General features: G+C 52.6%; 1 other RNA gene. It reads right to left on the reverse strand.

Going from position 1 to position 348, the window contains the following annotated elements:
* Window positions 1-348: RNase P RNA component class B (gene rnpB / locus EIZ37_RS25730), an RNA gene on the reverse strand; the annotation flags it as partial.

Here is a 348-nt window from a genome sequence, read left to right on the forward strand (position 1 = left end):
CCTGTAAGCCATGTTTTGTACCACCCAACCGTTTCAGGCAAACGATCAGCTGGCAGTAATCATCTATCTCGAGAGTTTCCTCTCCCCCCACATTTCGTTCAATTCCATATGTGAAGCGCCCCTACCAAAAGTTTGGGTTGCCCGCTCGAGGGGTTTACCGCGTTCCACCGCCTAGGTTTCCCTAGGCGTATCGTCACTGTGGCACTTTTCAGGGATACTCAAGCATAGCCGAAGCCTTAGCCGTTTTTTCCCGCCGTAACGCTATTGCTAACGTCCCCCGGCTTATTTTTTCACCGAGCACGAACACTACAGGCATCGCAGCCTGTGCGAGCATGGACTTTCCTCAGC

It is taken from the genome of Brevibacillus migulae (assembly GCF_004521915.1).
Lineage (GTDB): Bacteria > Bacillota > Bacilli > Brevibacillales > Brevibacillaceae > Brevibacillus_F > Brevibacillus_F migulae.